At 66.9% G+C, this 16101-nt stretch carries 14 protein-coding genes; 11 read left to right on the forward strand and 3 right to left on the reverse strand.

Annotated elements, in window-relative coordinates; genetic code table 11:
* Window positions 1-101 precede the first annotated feature (101 nt).
* The 6 genes from YH64_RS23515 to YH64_RS23540 all read left to right on the forward strand — a co-directional run bounded on the left by YH64_RS23515 (window position 102) and on the right by YH64_RS23540 (window position 5983).
* Complete coding sequence (locus YH64_RS23515) at window positions 102-1118, forward strand: peptidase U32 family protein (protein WP_046806716.1); 1017 nt, start codon at window positions 102-104, stop codon at window positions 1116-1118.
* Window positions 1115-2008, forward strand: coding sequence for a U32 family peptidase (locus YH64_RS23520; RefSeq protein WP_046806744.1), 894 nt, complete (start codon window positions 1115-1117; stop codon window positions 2006-2008). The genes YH64_RS23515 and YH64_RS23520 overlap by 4 nt, the downstream gene beginning before the upstream one ends.
* On the forward strand, window positions 2005-2424 hold the full coding sequence (locus YH64_RS23525; RefSeq protein ID WP_046806717.1) for an SCP2 domain-containing protein: 420 nt from the start codon (window positions 2005-2007) through the stop codon (window positions 2422-2424). Before YH64_RS23520 ends, YH64_RS23525 begins: the two co-directional genes overlap by 4 nt.
* A gap of 154 nt (window positions 2425-2578) precedes the next feature.
* Window positions 2579-3928 (forward strand): MFS transporter, encoded by a 1350-nt coding sequence (locus YH64_RS23530; RefSeq protein ID WP_046806718.1) that lies wholly within the window; start codon window positions 2579-2581, stop codon window positions 3926-3928.
* Window positions 3925-4944, forward strand: a complete 1020-nt coding sequence (locus YH64_RS23535) for a histone deacetylase family protein (RefSeq protein WP_046806719.1) — start codon at window positions 3925-3927, stop codon at window positions 4942-4944. Before YH64_RS23530 ends, YH64_RS23535 begins: the two co-directional genes overlap by 4 nt.
* A 67-nt stretch (window positions 4945-5011) precedes the next feature.
* On the forward strand, window positions 5012-5983 hold the full coding sequence (locus YH64_RS23540; protein WP_104145800.1) for a LysR family transcriptional regulator: 972 nt from the start codon (window positions 5012-5014) through the stop codon (window positions 5981-5983).
* Window positions 5984-6029: 46 nt separating this feature from the next.
* Here the strand turns inward: YH64_RS23540 and YH64_RS30635 are convergent, their stop codons facing one another.
* Both YH64_RS30635 and YH64_RS23555 read right to left on the reverse strand, forming a co-directional pair.
* The gene (locus YH64_RS30635) at window positions 6030-8576 is read right to left on the reverse strand and encodes an ABC transporter permease subunit (protein WP_046806745.1); all 2547 of its coding nucleotides are present in this window, start codon (window positions 8574-8576) and stop codon (window positions 6030-6032) included.
* 63 nt (window positions 8577-8639) lie between these two features.
* Entirely contained in the window at window positions 8640-9659 is a 1020-nt protein-coding gene (locus YH64_RS23555) for an amino acid ABC transporter substrate-binding protein (protein ID WP_046806721.1), read from the reverse strand.
* Between the two features lie 169 nt (window positions 9660-9828).
* Between YH64_RS23555 and YH64_RS23560 the strand changes: the two genes are divergently transcribed.
* Both YH64_RS23560 and YH64_RS23565 read left to right on the forward strand, forming a co-directional pair.
* A complete protein-coding gene (locus YH64_RS23560) occupies window positions 9829-10968 on the forward strand; it encodes an aminotransferase class V-fold PLP-dependent enzyme (RefSeq protein WP_046806722.1) in 1140 nt (379 codons plus the stop codon).
* 38 nt (window positions 10969-11006) lie between these two features.
* The gene (locus YH64_RS23565; protein ID WP_046806723.1) at window positions 11007-12302 is read left to right on the forward strand and encodes an O-acetylhomoserine aminocarboxypropyltransferase/cysteine synthase family protein; all 1296 of its coding nucleotides are present in this window, start codon (window positions 11007-11009) and stop codon (window positions 12300-12302) included.
* Here YH64_RS23565 and YH64_RS23570 read toward each other — a convergent pair.
* Window positions 12299-13249, reverse strand: a complete 951-nt coding sequence (locus YH64_RS23570; protein WP_046806724.1) for an AraC family transcriptional regulator — start codon at window positions 13247-13249, stop codon at window positions 12299-12301. The genes YH64_RS23565 and YH64_RS23570 overlap by 4 nt on opposite strands.
* 237 nt (window positions 13250-13486) lie before the next feature.
* Between YH64_RS23570 and YH64_RS23575 the strand changes: the two genes are divergently transcribed.
* The 3 genes from YH64_RS23575 to YH64_RS23585 all read left to right on the forward strand — a co-directional run bounded on the left by YH64_RS23575 (window position 13487) and on the right by YH64_RS23585 (window position 16076).
* Complete coding sequence (locus tag YH64_RS23575; RefSeq protein WP_046806746.1) at window positions 13487-14041, forward strand: carboxymuconolactone decarboxylase family protein; 555 nt, start codon at window positions 13487-13489, stop codon at window positions 14039-14041.
* Entirely contained in the window at window positions 14041-15174 is a 1134-nt protein-coding gene (locus YH64_RS23580) for an acyl-CoA dehydrogenase family protein (protein ID WP_046806725.1), read from the forward strand. Before YH64_RS23575 ends, YH64_RS23580 begins: the two co-directional genes overlap by 1 nt.
* 104 nt (window positions 15175-15278) lie before the next feature.
* A complete protein-coding gene (locus tag YH64_RS23585) occupies window positions 15279-16076 on the forward strand; it encodes an ABC transporter ATP-binding protein (RefSeq protein ID WP_082134605.1) in 798 nt (265 codons plus the stop codon).
* Window positions 16077-16101: the final 25 nt, after the last annotated feature.

Here is a 16101-nt window from a genome sequence, read left to right on the forward strand (position 1 = left end):
GCGGGGCGGCGCCTCGGGGATGCGCCCCGGGGCCTGCCCAGCCGGGCCAAGTTTGATTTGCGACAAGGCCCGCGTGTGCGCCGGACTCTAGACTGCCGGGCATGGAAACCTCTTCCCATCCCCTGGAACTGGTCGCGCCGGCCGGTAGCCTTGCAGCGCTGACCGCCGCATTGGATGCCGGCGCCGATACCGTCTATCTCGGCCTGCGCAACGCCACCAACGCCCGCAACTTCGCCGGGCTGAATTTCTCTGAAAACGACATACGCCACGGCGTCGAGCTTGCGCATCGGCGCGGACGCCAGGTGCTGTTCGCCATCAACACCTTTGTGCAGGCGGGCAGGGCGGCCGAGTGGCACGCGGCGGTGGATGCCGCGCACGCCTTGGGCGCCGACGCCGTCATCATGGCCGACCCCGGCCTGTTGGCCTATGCCAGTGATCGCTACCCCGACCTGCGCCTGCACCTGTCGGTGCAAGGGTCGGCCACGCACGCCGACGCCATCGAACTGATGAAGGAACAATTCGGCATCCGCCGCGTGGTGTTGCCGCGCGTCCTGACCTTGTCGGAAGTGGCGCGCATCTGCGCCAACGTCAGCGTCGAAGTCGAAGTGTTTGGCTTTGGCAGCCTGTGCGTGATGGCCGAGGGCCGCTGCCTGCTGTCGTCGTACGCCACGGGCGATTCCCCCAACAACAAGGGCGTGTGCTCGCCCGCCCACGCAGTGCGCTGGGTGGAAGCGAACGGCCGCATGGACGCACGCTTGTCGGGCATTTTGATCGACCGCTACGAACCCGGCGAATCGGCCGCGTACCCCACGCTGTGCAAGGGGCGGTTTCAAGTTGATGGCCGCGACGATCATGCGCTGGAAGAACCCACCAGCCTGAACGCCATCGGCCTGTTGCCGCGCCTGGCGCAGATGGGGGTGCGCGCCATCAAGATCGAGGGCCGCCAGCGCAGCCCGGCTTATGTGGCGCAGGTGGTCGCCACGCTGCGCGCCGCGCTGGACAGCGCGCAGGCCGACCCCGCACGCTTTGCCCCGCTGGCCAAGTGGAACGCCTTGCTGGCGCGCCACGCGGAAGGATCCCAAGTCACACAAGGCGCATTTGAACGGCCATGGAAATGAACCCCAAGCAATATCAAATATCGGTCGGGCCGCTGCTGTACTACTGGACTCGGCGCGACACGCTGGACTTCTACGCCGCCTTGGCCGACGGCCCGGCTGACATTCTTTATGTGGGCGAAACCGTCTGTAGCCGCCGCCATGAATTGCGCGCCGACGACTGGCGCGACCTGGCGCACGACCTGCGCGCCGCAGGCAAGACGGTGGTGCTGTCGGGCCGCACCTTGATCGAGACGGGGGCGGAAGCCAGCGCCTTGAAGAAGCTGTGCGCGCAGGACGACTTCATGATCGAAGCGGGCGAGCTGGGCGCGGTGCGGCATCTGGCCGGGCGGCCATTTGTGGCGGGGCCGCACGTGAACGCGTATCACGGCGGCACGCTGCAATGGCTGGCGCAGCAGGGCGCCATGCGTTTTGTGGCGCCGCTGGAGATGGACGGCGAAACGTTGGCGCGGCTGCTGCAAGAGCGGCCCGTCGGGCTGGCCGCCGAAACGCTGGTATGGGGTCGCATGGCGCTGGCGTTCTCGGCGCGCTGCTTTACCGCGCGGCATTTTCGCTTGAAGAAAGACGAGTGTGGCTTTCGCTGCATTGAGCATCCCGATGGCCTGGACATGCGCACGCGTGAATCGCGTGAATTTCTCAGCATCAACGGCATCCAGGTGCAGTCCGCCGCGTGCCTGGATCTACTGGCGCAGGCCAGCGAGCTGGCGCGGATGGGCGTCGACGTCTTGCGCGTCAATCCGCAGTCGGCCGGCACGCACGAGGCCATTGCCGCGCTGGATGCCATACGCCATGGCCAACCCGCGGGCACGGTGCTGCCACCGGCCGGCATGGGGCGATGCAACGGCTATTACCACGGCCGCTCGGGCATCGAATTGCTGGAGGCCACGGCATGACGGCGCCCGCGCACATTCCGGCCTTTCTGGCGGCGTTGGGGCGCCGCGTGCCGGCGCCGCTGGCGTCGTTGCACATGGCGGCGGGGCTGGAACTGGCGCGTCGCGTCAAGTGGCTGGCGCCACCCGCCGAACTGGACGGCCGTACTTTTGCCATCACCATCGAGGACCTGGGCCTGCGTGCCGGCTTCTCGGTGCAAGGCGGCGCATTCCGCCCGGCCTGGACCCGCGCGCCGGCCGACCTGGAGCTGGGCGCGGTTTTGGCGGACCTGATCGGCATGGCGCGCGGCGACACCGATGCCGATACCCTGTTCTTTCAACGGCGCCTGCGGATATCCGGGGATACCGAACTAGGGTTGATCGTGAAGAACTGGCTGGACGCCGCGCCGCGCCCGGCCTGGATGCGGGCAGCAATATAAGGTCTTGGGCGGGCCTGAAAACCCGCTAAAACTAGGGGTTTCCACTCATTAGGCAAAGTAATTCAGAGGATAAGAAATAAGAATTTTTCTTATGGCGGGGCCGGGGCTATAACGATTGCCTGATAGACCTCAACCTACGTAAGAGAGATAAGCCATGAGGGGAAATTCCGTGACGGGCCACCAACCGGTGCGCGCGTCGACCGCCGCTTTTGTCGGCACCATGATCGAGTGGTACGACTTCTACATCTACGCCACTGCTGCCGCGCTGGTGTTCGGCAAGTTGTTCTTTCCGTCCGCGTCGGGCTTTTACGGCACCTTGGCCGCGTTCGGCACTTTTGCCGTGGGCTTTTTCGCGCGGCCGCTGGGCGGCGCGATCTTTGGCCACATCGGCGACAAGATCGGCCGCAAGAAATCCCTGGTGATCACCTTGGTGATGATGGGCTCGGTCACGGTGCTGATCGGCCTGTTGCCCACACACGCGTCCATCGGCGTCTGGGCGCCCGTGCTGTTGATCCTGCTGCGCATCGTGCAGGGCATTGCCGTGGGCGGTGAATGGGGTGGGGCGGTGCTGATGGCGGGCGAACATTCGCCGGACAAAAGCAAGCGCACGTTCTTTGCATCGTTTGCGCAGCTGGGCAGCCCGGCCGGGCTGATTTTGTCGATGCTGATGTTCAAGCTGGTCACCGGGCTGGATGACGAGGCGTTTCTCAGCTGGGGCTGGCGCGTGCCGTTCCTGTTCTCGGCCGTGTTGCTGGTGGTGGGGTTCGTGATCCGCCTGAGCGTGAACGAATCGCCCGACTTCGTGGCCGAGCAGGCCGCACAGGCCACGCGCGCCAAGTCCGCCGCGCTGGCCGGCGCCAAGCCCGCGCAGGCGCCGCTGGCACAGGTGCTGCGCGGCGCACCGGGCCTGCTGGCGCTGGCCGTGGGCGCCAATGTGCTGGGCATTGCCGGCTTCTATTTCACCAACACGTTCATGATTGCCTACACCACGCAGTACGTGGGCCTGAACCGCGCGGTGATCCTGGACTGCCTGCTGGTGGTGTCGATCATGCAGTTCTTCATCACGCCGCTGTCGGCCTACATTGCCAGCCGCGTGGGCAACCTGCGCTTTCTGGGCGCCATGGCGTTTGCATCGATCTTCACGCCCTACGCGATGTTCAACCTGGTCGACCAGGGCTCGCTTACCAGTATTACGCTGGGGGTCGGCGTGGCGGTACTCTTCATGGGCGCCTACTACGCCGTTATCGCCGGCTACGTCAGCGACAGCTTTCCCACCCGCATCCGCTACACCGGTATTTCGATGGCATATCAGTTGTCGGGCGCCATCTTCGGTGGCTTGACGCCGCTGCTGGGTACGGTGCTGGCCGAGAATTTCAAGGGCCAGTGGTGGCCGCTGGCGCTGTTGTTCTCGGCGATTTCGTTGCTTTCCCTGGTTTCCGTCCTGCTGCTGGGCACTGTCGGCCAGCGCACCCAGAATTTTCAACTGAAGGATCAGCAAGCATGAAGGCATTTTTTCACGACGACCAGAAGCTGCATCATCCCCAGACCTATTTTTCACGCGGCAAGATGCGCACGCCGCAAGAAGTGCCGGCCCGCCTGGACGGTCTGGTGCAGGCGGCGCAGAAGCTGGGCTTTGACGTGCAGGCGCCGGCCGATCATGGCGCGCGCGCGCTGGCGGCGGTGCATTCGCTGGACTACCTGCGTTTTCTGCAAGACGCGCATGCCGACTGGATGAAGCTGCCGGGCGACTGGGGCGGCGAGGTGGTCTCGAACGTGTTCGTGCGTGAACCCAACGCCTTGCGTGGCGTGCTGGCCAAGGCCGGGCGTTACCTGGCGGACGGCAGCTGCCCCGTGGGCCCGCATACCTGGCAGTCGGCCTACTGGGCGGCGCAGTGCGCGGTGGCCGGCGCCGGAGCCTTGCTGGCCGGCGACCCGCACGCCTACGCCATCTGCCGCCCACCGGGCCACCATGCGCGGCGCGATGCGGCGGGTGGCTTTTGCTACCTGAACAACGCGGCCATCGCGGCGCAGCGGCTGACGTCGAAGTTTCCCCGCGTGGCCATCCTGGACACCGACATGCACCACGGGCAAGGCATCCAGGAAATCTTCTACGAACGCAACGACGTGTTGTACGTGTCGATTCACGGCGATCCTGAAAACTTCTACCCGGTGGTCGCGGGCTTTGAAGACGAGCGTGGCGCGGGCGCGGGCTACGGCTACAACATCAACCTGCCCATGCCGCACGGCTCCAGCGAAGCCGTGTTCTTCGACCGGCTGGCGCAGGCGCGCCGCGCCATCGAGCTGTTCCAGCCGGACGCGCTGGTGCTGTCGCTGGGTTTCGACATTTTCGAGAAAGACCCGCAGGCCATGGTCAGCGTCACGGAAGACGGTTTCGAGCGCTTGGGCGGCGAGGTCGGCGCGCTGCGCCTGCCCACGCTGATCGTGCAGGAAGGCGGCTACTATATCGACGGATTGGAATCCAACGCGTCGCGCTTCTTCGCGGGGCTGACCGGCGTCTGAAACACGGGGCATCGGCGGGGCCGGCGTGGACTCCACCCGGCCTTTTTTTCGCCCTTGACCCCACGCCATGCCCCAGCCGCCCGTTCGCACTGTCCCGTCACAACCGCTTGCCCCCGAACGCATGGACTGGAACCTGCTGCGTACCTTCATGTTTGTCGTGCAAGAGCGCGGCGTGGGTCGCGCGGCGCAGGCGCTGCATCTGAGCCAGCCGGCGGTCAGCCAGGCGCTGAAGCGGCTTGAAGATGCAGTGGGTGGGCTGCTGCTGCACCGGCGCAACGGCGAATTCCGTCTGACCGGCCTGGGCGATGAAATCTACGCCATTGCCCGCGACATGTACGGCACGATGGCGCGCATTGAAAACGCCACCACCCAGGACCGCGCCGAAATTGCCGGTACGCTGCGGCTGCTGGTCATGAGCAAGGTGCAAAGCCCGGCCTATGACGATTTCCTGGCGCAGTTTCACCGGCGCTATCCCAAGATTGAGTTTCACGTGGATGTGCTGCCCAGCGCCGCCATCCTGGACGCCCTGGCCAAGCGCGTGCCGGCCCTGGGCATCTGTCTGTGCCGCAAACCGGTTGACGCGCTGGAGCGGCGGCTGTTTCTGCGCCACCATTACGCGGTCGTCTGCGGCCGTCATCATCCGCTGTTCTCCAAGCCGCGCGTCAGCCTTGAAGACCTGATGGACCAGAACTTCGTGTGCTTCGCCAGCGACCAGATCGGCGATACGCTATCGCCCTTGACGATCTTTCGCGATCAGCAGGGGTTTACCGGTCGCATCGTGGGCACCTCGCCCAATATCGAAGAAATACGCCGCATGGTGGTGGCCGGCATCGGCCTGAGTTTCCTGCCGGAACATTTGATACGCCAGGATGTGATGAGCGGTGACCTGCGCCGGCTGCCGCCCGCGGAGTCGGTGGCCGAGATCGATGTGTTCCTGACCTGGCACAAGCAACGCAAGCTGAGCACGGTGGAAGTCGCGTACCTGAGCGCCTTCGACCGTTTTCTGAACCGCATCCCGCTGGATTCGCGCGCGGGGTGATGGCGCCGGGCCGCGGCGCGCCTGCCAAGCGCGGCTACCGAAGGCGCTAACCCGCGCGCGTTTCCATGCGCCGGGCCACGCGTGACAGCGCCAGGCTGGCGCCGAAATACAGCAGCGCCACCGCCAGGTAGACCTCAACGTGATAGGGCCGCCAGTCGGTGCCCGCGACCACCGCCTTGGCCGCGCCCAATACGTCGAAGACGCCGATGATGCTGACCAGCGAGGTGTCTTTTACCGCGCCCACGAACACGCCCAAGGCGGCCGGCGCGGCGATGCGGCGGGCTTGTGGCCAGATCACCGTGGCATAGGCCGTGAACGGCCGCATGCCCAGCGCGCGCGCCGCCATCATCTGGCCGGGCGGAATCGCTTGCAGTGCGCCGCGCAGCACCTCGGCCAACAGACACGCCGTATGCAGGGTCAGCGCGGCCAACGCCATGCTGAACTTGGACACGTTGCCGCCCAACAGCATGGGCAACACGAACGACGCGAACAATAGTTGGGTCACCAGCGGCACGCCGCGCACCGCTTCGATCAGGCCGGCTGCCGCCATCGACCCGGCCCGGCTGCCGGACCGGCGCAGCAGCGCCAGCGCAAAGGCCAGCGGCACGGCGGCGGCCAGCGCGGCAATGGCCAGGATCAACGTGACCAGCAAGCCGCCCCAGCGTTGCGGCCCGATTGGCGTGCCGCCCCAGGGCCACCCGGACAAGGCGGAAACGGCGATGGCCAGCAGCGTCAGAAGTAATACAGGCAGCAGTGCCGGCAGGAACTTCGGCAGGAACTTCGGCAGGAACTTCGGCGGCAGCTCGGGCAGCAGCTTGGGCAGAAACTTCGGCAGCCACTTCGGCAGCCACTTCGGCAGAAACTTCGGCAGCCACTTCGGCAGCAACGCCGGCAGAAACTTCGGCAGCAACGCCGGCAGCGAACCTGGCGTCCACCTCGGCTGCAACGCGGCGAGCGAGCCCAGCAGGTGCCCCGGCACCGACCCGACCCGGCGCGGGCGCGCGGCCAGGCCGCCTGCGCCCAGCGTCAGCGCGATGCCTGCGACCAGTGCCGCGCAGGCGACCAGCGCGGCGCTCCGGTCGCCCGGAGCCATCGTGCCAAAGACCAGCAGCGGCAGGTTTTCGCCCACGGCCGCCCAGCATGCGCCGGCGGCGCGCGCGCAGGCTTCGGGCTCGCCATGCCATACCGCGCCCAGCACGGCCCAGTCCAGCAATGCCCACGCCGCTATCGCAAGCGCCAGTGTGATTGCCACCGTCATGGCAAGCCGGAATCCGGCGACCAATGCCGCCGTGATTGCCCAGGCGTACGTCGCCCGTGTTGCCAAGGTCAATGGCGCGGTGATTGCCGATGCCAAGGCTTGCCGTGTTGCTGGCGCCGCCAGCCCGTTCAGCGCGACCTGCCCAAGCTTGCCGCGCCAGCGTCGGTGGCCGTCCGTGGCGTTCCAGCGGGGTCGGTCACCCAGGCGCGGCCCGTGCGTGTCGCCCGGACCATGCCGTGCGTGGCGCGCATTCCAGGCCGACAGGCCGCCGCCCACCAGCAGCGCCAGGCTCAGGTAAATGGCCAGCGCCAGCGCAATGCCTTCCAGCGCCAGCCCCGTCTGCGTGATGACTGTGTTGATGACGGCCATCAGTTCCTGGTAGCCGATGGCAATGGCCAAGGTGCTGTTCTTGATCAGCGCCAGGCATTGGTTGGCGTAAGGCGGCAGCGCCACCCGCACGGCATAGGGCGCAATCACCCGCTGCATCACGGCGCGCGGCGTCAAGCCCATGGCCTGGCCGGCTTCCACTAGCCCCAGCGGCACCGCGCGCACGGCGGCGCGCACGATGTCGGCGATGTAGGCGGCGTGAAAGACCACCAGCCCGATCAGCAGCGCCACGAACTCGATGCTGGGTTGCCAGCCGCCATGCAGCCCCAAGCCACGCTTGACCGGCAAGTCTATCTGCACGGCGGGCAGCAACGCCCAAGCGATCAGGACGGCGGCGGCCAGCGCCGCATACACCGCGCGCGGGCAGGCGCGGCGTCGCGCCCAGGCGACCAGCGCCAACGCAACCAGCACCACGGCGGCATACGGCAAGCAGCCATGCAAGGCAGGCAAGGCCAAGCCCCGATTGGACAGCAATACGGATGGCAACGGCGACCAGGCTTGCCGTGCATCCGGCAGCCGCAACAGCACCCCATACCAGACGAACAATTGCAGTAACACCGGCGTGTTGCGCAGCGGGGCGATGATGGCGGCTGCGGCGCGCGCCGCCAAGGCGTTTGCCGATAGCCGCATCAAGCCCAGCGCGATGCCCAGCAACGTCGCCAGCGCAATCGCCAGGACGGCCACGGTCAGCGTGTTGACCAGGCCTGCCGCAATCGACATCCAGTAAGGATCGTCAGGCGTGACGCTCAACAGGCTTTCCGAAATGCGAAAGCCCGACGGCTGAAGCAGGAAGCCGAATCCGCCTTGCACCCCGCGCGCGGCCTGTACGCCTTCGATGTGCGCCAGCAACACGGCGGCCATGCCGCCCAGCACCAGCGTCCATGCCAGCGTGGGCAGCCAGCGGCGCAAGAAGCCGGGCGGCGCAAAGGGAAGTGTGGTTGCAGTCATTGAAGTCTTGCCCATGCAAAAGGCGGGCCGGTGGCCCGCCCGCCGCGTTCAGTCCTTAGCGCTTCACTGGAATGGCGGCGAATACAGCAGGCCGCCCTTGTTCCATTGCGCATTCAGGCCACGGTCCAGTTTCAGCGGGGTGTTGGCGCCCAGGTTGCGGTCCCACACTTCGCCGTAATTGCCCACGGCCTTGATGGCGTTCTTGGCCCAGCTTTCGTCCAGGCCGAAGCTTTTGCCGATGCCCGGGTCCACGCCCAGCAGGCGGCGTACCTGTGCGTCGGTGCTTTGCGATTGGGCGTCGGCATTGGCCGACGTCACCCCCAGCTCTTCGGCGGCCACCAGCGCGTTGACCGTCCACCGCACAATGGCGGCCCAGTTGGGATCGTCCTGCCGAACGAAGGGGCCCAGCGGCGACTTGTTGATGCGTTCGGGCAGGATGACGAAGTCGTCCGGCTTGGCGGCGCGCGCCGCGCGGCTGGCGGCCAGCGTGGACGCGTCCGACAGGTACACGTCGCAGCGCCCGGCGTAGAACGCCTGTTCCAGTTCGACCAGGTTTTCAATCACCACGGGCCGATACGTCAGCTTGTTCTTCTTGAAGTAGTCGACCAGGTTCTGTTCATTGACGGTGCCCGGCTGCACGCAGACCTGCGCGCCTTCAAGCTCGGTGGCGCTTTTGACGCCCAGCTTGCGCGGCACCAGAAAACCCTGGCCGTCGTAGAACACGATGCCGGCCGACGCAATGCCCAGGCCCGCGTCACGGCTGGACGTGATGGTGGTGTTGCGGTTCAGTACGTCGATTTCGCCGGACTGTAGCGCGGGAAAGCGCTGCTGCGAACTCAAGGGCACGAAGCGGGTTTTGTTCGCGTCGCCAAGCACGGCGGCGGCCAGCGCGCGGCACAGGTCGGCGTCCAGGCCGGTCCAGCGGCCGTCCTTGTTCGCAATCGACAAGCCGGCCGACCCTTGGCTGACGCCGCAAACCAGTTCGCCGCGCTTCTTGATGGTATCGACGGTGCCTGCCTGCGCCACGCCCGCGGCCAGCGCCACCGCCGCGCCCGCCGCCTTCCAGAATTGAATCAATCGCATGCCGTTCCCGTATCGTATGTATGCAAGAAAGGCATGAATTCTAGGGGCGCGCCCGCGATATCCGAGCGACTGTATCGTCATATCAATATAAGAACTAAGCCTTATCCAGATGCGCATCGGGTCCCTAGAATTCGGCCATACCAAGTTGCAATCCACAGGAAGGCCGCGCATGAGCTGGCAGGACGAATTCAGGCAGTTATTTCCCATCACGCGTGACAAGGCCTACGCCAACATCGCCTACACCAGCCCGCTGTCGCCCAAGGTGGCCGATGCGGTGGCACAGTTTTTTGAGGGCATCACCCATGCCCGCAGCGACAAGCCGCAATGGCTGCGCGATGCCGATGCGTTGCGCGTGCGCCTGGCACGTCTGATCGGCGGCGACGCCCGGCGGCTGGCCTTCACCAAGAACACCACCGAAGGCTTGAACACCGTGGCCCAGGGCCTGCCCTGGCAACCCGGCGACAACCTGGTCGTGGATGACCAGGAACATCCCACCAATGCCTTGCCGTGGTTGAACCTGCGCCGCCACGGCGTGCAGGTGCGCGTGGCGGCGGTGTCGTCGCATCGCTATACGGTGGACGATTTATGGCAGCACGTGGATGCGCGCACCCGTCTGATCGCGGTGTCATGGGTGCAGTACGGCACCGGCCTGCGTACCGACATTGCCGAGCTGGGCCGCCGCTGCGCGCAGCGCGGCATCTGGCTGGTGGTCGATGGCATCCAGGGGGCAGGGCTGCTGCGCGCGCGGGTAGACGAATGGCAGGTGGATGCCTTCGCCAGCGGCGCGCACAAGGGCATGCTGGGTCCGCTGGGCGTGGGCCTCTTGCATGTGTCGGAAAAATTGCTGGACGCGCTGGACCCGCTTTACGTGGGGCCATCGGGCGTCACTACCTTGGACAAGTCGGGCCTGCAATGGCAGGTGGGCGTGGCGGATGCGGGCGACGCGCGCCGTCTGGAAACGGGCAACCTCAACTACCCGGGCATCGCGGGTTGGGCGGGCGCGCTGGATCTGATCGAAGGCGCCGGCCCGGATCGCATCGAACCCTGGGTACTGGAACTGTCGCACGCCCTGCACGACGGCTTGCGGGCGCAGGGGGTGGCCGTGGTATCGCCGTCCGACCCCGAATTGCGCAGCACCACAACAGCGTTGCGCGTGGCCGACCCGGCCGCCGCGCTGGCGCATTTGACGCGCGCCGGTGTGGTGGCCAGCGTGGTGGAGTATGGTTACGTGCGCTTGTCCGTCGGCGCCTATAACAACCACGCGGACATCGACCGTATCCTGAGCGCCACGCGCGCCCTGGCGGCCTGATCCGCAAACTCGAATCAACGACATTCCTGGAGAGACACATGACTGAACCGAAGAAGCCCAACTGGCGCCTGGAAACCGTGGCCGTGCATGGCGGCTACCGCCCCGACCCGACCACGCGCGCCGTCGCCGTGCCCATCTATCAAACGGTTGCCTACGCGTTCGATGACACGCAGCATGGCGCCGACCTGTTCGACCTGAAGGTGCCGGGCAACATCTATACCCGCATCATGAACCCCACGACCGACGTGCTGGAGCAGCGCGTGGCGGCCCTGGAAGGCGGCATTGCCGCGCTGGCGCTGGCCTCGGGCCAGTCGGCCGTGACCTATGCCATCCTGACCATCGCGGAAGCGGGCGACAACATCATTTCGTCCAGCACGCTGTATGGCGGCACCTACAACCTGTTCGCGCACACGCTGCCGCAATACGGCATCACCACGCGCTTTGCCAACCCCAGCGACCTGGCCGCCTTCGAAGCGCAAATCGATGACCGCACCAAGGCCATCTTCGCGGAATCGGTCGGCAACCCGCTGGGCAACATCACCGACATCGCCGCGCTGGCCGACGTCGCGCACCGCCATGGCCTGCCGCTGATCGTGGACAACACCGTGCCGTCGCCATACCTGCTGCGCCCCATCGAGCACGGCGCCGACATCGTGGTGCAATCGCTGACCAAGTACCTGGGCGGCCACGGCACCAGCCTGGGCGGCGCCATCATTGATTCCGGCAAATTCCCGTGGGCCGAGCACAAGGCGCGCTTCAAGCGCCTGAACGAACCGGACGTGAGCTACCACGGCGTGGTCTACACCGAAGCATTCGGGCCGGCCGCCTACATCGGCCGCGCGCGCGTCGTGCCGCTGCGCAACACGGGCGCGGCGATCTCGCCGTTCAACTCGTTCCAGATTCTGCAAGGCATCGAAACGCTGGCGCTGCGCGTGGACCGTATCGTTGAAAACGCGGTCAAGGTGGCGAACTTCCTGCGTGAACATCCGAAGGTGGAATGGGTGAACTACGCGGGCCTGCCGGACCACCCCGACCACGCGCTGGCGCAGAAGTACCTGGGCGGCAAGGTGCCGGGCCTGTTCACCTTCGGCGTGAAGGGCGGCCGCGACGCGGGCGCGCGCTTCCAGGACGCGCTGCAACTGTTCACGCGCCTGGTCAACATCGGTGATTCCAAGTCGCTGGCGACCCACCCGGCATCCACCACGCACCGCCAGCTGAATCCCGAAGAGCTGCAAAAGGCAGGCGTGCGCGAAGAAACGGTGCGCTTGTCCATCGGCATCGAACACATCGACGACCTGATCGCCGATCTGGAACAAGCGTTGGCGCAGGTTTAAGCGCCGCCCGGCGGACGCTTGCGCAGGGCCGAGGGCGCGACGCCCTCGGTGCGCAGAAACACCCGGCTGAACGCAGCCTGCGATTGATAGCCCACGCGCTCGGCCGCATCCTGTATGCCCATGCCCTGGCTCAGATACCGGCGCGCCACGCGCATGCGCAGCAATTGCAGCAGCTGCGCGGGCGTGGTGCCGCTTTGCAGCGTGAAGCGTCGGTGGAACGTGGCCTTGGACATATGCAGGCGGTCGGCCATGTCCTGCATGCTCCAGGGCGCGGCGGGCTGCGCCAGGATGGCTTGCAGCAGGCTGGCCATGGCGGGGTCGCGCGCCAGCACGAACAGCCCGTAGGCCTGACGATCATGCACGGCCAGATGGCGCAGCATGAAGAAGATCAGCAGATCGGTCAGCCGTTCCAGCACCACGGGCGAGCCGCCCGGCGTGGGCGCGGTGTCGGCGGTTTCGGCCAGGATCAGGTCGAACACACCGCGCGCCGTGCGAAAGCGCTCGTCCTGGGCGCGCAGCACCAGGTAGTCGGGCAGGGTGTCGGCCAACAGGTCGGCCAGCCCCGGCCGGAATTGGAAAAAGCCGCAGGCCAGGCCCGTGCCATCGGCCTGCCGGGGCAGCAGCGGCTCCATGGCGCGGCACAGCGCGGTGCCGGGCGCCGCGGCATCAAGCGGCGTCAGCGCATGCGGAATATCCCGCAGGAAAAATATGCCGTCGCCGGCGGCAAGCGTCAGCGTGTCCAGCTCGGCGCCCTGGCCGTCATGCAGTGCAACGCGGCATTGGCCGTGCAGAATCAGATGAAAGCTGGCGCGCGCGCGGCCGCTGGTGCTGGCGGACCAATTGCCGCAATACTGGCCCAGGTGATACAAGCTGGATTGCACTTCCAGGCTGGACAGAAGCAGCGCGTCGACGGCGGCTTGATCGGTAGGGGAGGCGTCGTTGGGCAAGATGGGCAGGCGTGGCGGTGGCGAAGGTGGGGGCGGAGCTTGGGGGCGGTGCGGGTGACGGTAAATCGCAACTGATCTGGTCCAGTGACCGTCGCAGTTTCGGCTGGTTATAAGCGCATAGCTGAAAGTCGATAAGATCTAGCATCAAGTTGCGATCATCGCGCATTGTCGCTTGTGGCCGGGCGCCCGCACAATATTGTTTTCAACCTTGTCTTGAACGACACCCAGGAGATCCACATGGCCCGTTTGCCCGTCCATACCGCGCAAAGCGCTCCCGAATCCACGCGCGCCGCGCTGGCCGCCGCGGAGCAGGGCGCGGGATACCTGTCCAATCTGCTGGGCGTGCTGGCCAATGCGCCGGTGGCGCTGGAAGCCTATCAAACCCTGTCGCAATTGAACGCGCGCGCCGGCCTTAGCTTGCAGGAACGCGAGGTGGTGCAACTGGTGGCGGGCACGCGTCACGGCTGCACGTTCTGCGTGGCGGGCCACACCGCCATCGCCCGCAACAAGGCGCGCTTGTCGCCCGAGGTTGTCGATGCGCTGCGTGCGCAAGGCGTGCTGCCCGACCAACGCCTGCAAGCGCTGGCGGCGTTCACCGAAGCCGTGATCGACACCCGCGGGCGCGTCAGCGACGACGCACTGCAAGCGCTGCGCGATGCCGGCTATACGGACGGCAACGCGCTGGAAGTGATTGTGGGCGTGGGGCTGGCCACCATCTGCAACTTTGGCAATAACCTGGCGCAGACCCCGCTGAACGAGCAGCTGCGTGACTACGCCTGGAGCGGCGCGTGATGGCGGCGCAAGCCTTGAACCCCGACGCAGGCCTGCGCCTGCCTGACGATCTGGCAGCGTGGTTGGCCGACCATGCCGACGCGCTGGACGACGGCACGCAGGACGCCGCCACTGTGCTGCCCAGGCTGGCGCGGGCCGGCATCTTTCGTATCGGCGTGCCGCAAGCGCAGGGCGGGCTGGCCGGTACGGACATTGGTGACGCCATCGAAGCCGTGTCGCAAGTGGCCGAGTATTCGGTTGCCAGCGCCTTCGTGGCGTGGGGCCAGCGTGTCTTTATCGAATACCTGTTGCGCAGCCCGAACGCGGGCTTGGCGCAACGTTGGTTGCCCGCGCTGTTGTCGGGCGAACAAGCCGGCGCCACCGCGCTGTCGAACGCGATGAAGTTCTTGTCGGGCATCGAATCGCTGCAAATCAGCGCGCGCGAATCCGAGGGCGCCTGGGTGCTGGACGGCCGCATGCCGTGGGTGACGAATCTGCGGCCCCAGGGCTTTCTGGTGGCGGCCGCCGTCAGCGCACCCGACGGCACGCCGGCCGTGGTGGCGTTGCCGCACGATATCGCGGGGCTGGTGCGCAGCCCGGACCTTTCGCTGATGGCCTTGCAGTCCAGCAATACGGCGGCGTTGGAGGTGCAGGGCGTGCGCATCGATCCGGAATGGCTGATCCACCCTGACGCGCGCCAATATCTGCCCGGCGCCCGGCCGGCTTTTGCGGGGCTGCAATGCGGCTTGTCCATCGGCCTGGCGCGGCGCGCCTTGCAGGCGGCGGCGCAAAGCGGGCAGGGGCAGGCGTCGCGGGGCATTCTGGGCGAACCGCTGGCGGCGTTGCGCGCGCAGGTGCAGGCCCTAAGCGCAAGGCTGATCGACGGGGTGCGCTCAGGGCGTTTCGTCACCGAGCCCTGGGCGTTGTTCGAGATCCGCATCGCGCTGGCCGAGGCCGCGCAGCAGGCGGTGCAACTGGAACTGCAAGCCAGCGGCGGCGCAGCGTATCTGACCAGTGCCGGCGCGGGCTTTGCCCGACGGTGGCGCGAGGCGGCTTTCCTGCCCATCGTCACGCCCAGCCTGGTGCAGTTGAAAACCGAATTGGCCAAGCGCCAGGCCAAGCTGGCGGCCGAAGCGGCCGGGATCGCGGTATGACGGCGGGCGCGCCGCCGGTGAGCACGACGACGGGCGAGCGGCCGGGGCCCATGACGGCGGGCGAGCTGCCTGTGCGCAGCCCCAAGGGCGCGCCGCCGCCGCACATGACGGCGGGCGCGCCGCCGGTGTTGCAGGCGCGCGGCCTGGCCCTGCGCTATCCCGCCGCACCGGCGCCGGTCTTTGAAGCGGTCGACCTGGACCTGGCGCGCGGCGAAGTGGTGGCGGTGCTGGGCGCCAGCGGCGCGGGCAAGTCCAGCCTGCTGCGCGTGCTGGCGGGCCTGCAAGGGGCCACTGCCGGATCGCTGCTGATGGAAGGCGCGCCGCTGACCGGCGTGCACCCGCGCGTGGCGGTGGCGTTTCAAGACCCCAGCCTGTTGCCGTGGCTGTCCCTGGAACGCAATGTGGCGTTCGGGCTGGACTTCAAGCATCAACCGGCGTTGACGGACGCGCAGCGCCGCGCGCGCGTGGACCAGGCCATTGACGAAGTCGGCCTGTCGCATGCGCGGCACCTGCGCCCCGCGCAGCTGTCCGGTGGCATGGCCCAGCGCACCGCCTTGGCGCGTTGCCTGGCGCGCCAGCCGTCGGTGTTGCTGCTTGATGAGCCGTTCGGCGCGCTTGACGAAGTCACGCGCGGCGACATGCAACTGCTGCTGCGCAAGGTGGTGGCCGACTTCCAGACCGCCGCCGTGCTGATCACCCACGATATCGACGAAGCGCTGGTGCTGGCTGACCGCATCGTGCTGCTGGGCGGCGCGCCCGGCCGCATCCTGGGCACCTGGCAGGTTGACCTGCCGCAGCCGCGCGCCGACCTGTTGCCTGAAATGGGCGCGCTGCGCCTTGAAATCCTGACCCGCTTGCGCAGTGCGCTGCGCGCGGGTCATGTTGCGTCTGTACCGGCCTGACCGGATTCCGATTCCCAAGCAAGGA

This window comes from Achromobacter sp. LC458 (assembly GCF_001005835.2).
Lineage (GTDB): Bacteria > Pseudomonadota > Gammaproteobacteria > Burkholderiales > Burkholderiaceae_B > Achromobacter > Achromobacter spanius_B.